We start from the raw sequence: 1,493 nt of genomic DNA, 5'->3' as shown, positions 1-1,493 counted from the left end.
TGAAATTCGGAGTGTTCACCATGCTAACCCCAAAGTCCCCACAACAATACGAGTTTGAAACCGTATATATCAATGAACTGGTACCAGAAGACCACTTGGTTCGTTTAATTGATATGGCGATAGATTTTGAGTTTATCCGCGATGAGGTGGCTCATCTATATTGTCAGAATAACGGTCGCCCTTCGGTTGACCCCGTACGCTTTTTTAAAATTCTGTTTCTCGGTTATTTATTTGGTATCAGTAGTGAGCGACGCCTCATTAAAGAGATACAAGTAAATGTGGCGTATCGCTGGTTCTTAGGTATGGGATTGACGGAAGATGTGATTCACCATTCCACGCTGAGTCAAAACCGCATCAAGCGTTTTAAAGACAGCGATATCTATCAGGTTATCTTCGACAACATTGTGCGTCAGGCCATGAAGCAAGGACTCATTGGTGGTAAGAGTTTGTTTGCCGATAGCACGCACTTAAAAGCGAACGCCAACAAGAAACGCTTCGACATAAAAGACTTGAAGGTGACACCGTCAGCTTATGTGGAACAGCTAAACGAAGCAGTAACCAAAGACAGGGAGTTAGAGGGAAAAAAGCCCCTGAAGTGTAAGGAAGACAAGCCTTGCACGAAGCCTACGAAAGTCAGCCGCACTGACCCTGATAGTGGTTTTATGGTGCGCGATGAGAAGCCCAAGGGCTTCTTCTACCTAGACCATCGCATCGTAGATGGGCGTCACGGTATTATCGTTGATACACACGCGACACCAGGAAATGTTCACGATAGCCAACCTATCATTGCGCGTATTGATAGAGCTAGAGACACCTTCAAACTCAACCATATTGCCGTTGGTCTCGACGCGGGCTACTTCACCGCCGCGGTGTGTCATCACCTCGAAGCGCGACAACTGATTGGTGTAATGGGGTATCGTCGCCCTACGAAAAAGAAAGGCTACTTCGCTAAACGCGAGTATGTATACGACACAGAATCTGATACATACACATGCCCCCAAGGCCAGGTTATTGCTTACAACACCACTAACCGCGAAGGCTACCGCCAGTATCACTCTGATGCGAAGCAATGCATAAGCTGTCCCGTTCGTAAGCAATGTACAAACAGTAAGAATCACACAAAAGTTATAACGCGCCATGTCTGGCAGAAGAGTGTCGAGAACGCAAACGAAGTCAGATTAAGTGAATGGGGGAAGAAGCAATATCGAAGGCGAGCTGAAACGGTAGAACGAAGCTTCGCAGATGCAAAACAACACCACGGACATCGATACTGTCGCTATCGCGGACTCAGTAAGGTCTCGATGCAGTGTCTGCTAGCCGCTGCATGTCAAAACATGAAGAAAATGGCCTTAGCCAAGGCTGTATAAGCCTAAATACCCTCAAATCTCGCTCGCAAACCCGCTAATCGAGTAAATGACTCACTTATTGCCCTCTAAGAGCTCAACACTAAAACAAAAACGCCTTATTAAAAAATATCGCGATCGCAGCCTTCG

The 1,493-nt window shown here is 46.4% G+C and carries 1 protein-coding gene; it reads left to right on the top strand.

From position 1 onward, the window contains the following. Positions 1-20: 20 nt before the first annotated feature. Complete coding sequence (locus ACFI6L_RS20205; protein ID WP_061439450.1) at positions 21-1,367, top strand: IS1182 family transposase; 1,347 nt, start codon at positions 21-23, stop codon at positions 1,365-1,367. Positions 1,368-1,493: the final 126 nt, after the last annotated feature.

This window comes from Alteromonas sp. G4i35, assembly GCF_054960375.1.
Note: the sequence above shows the minus strand (reverse complement) of the source record. Positions and strands in the feature narration are given on the sequence as shown.

Coding starts and splice junctions, on each gene's coding strand:
- ACFI6L_RS20205 (WP_061439450.1), top strand. CDS start 21: ATGCTAACCCCAAAGTCCCCACAACAATACGAGTTTGAAACCGTATAT.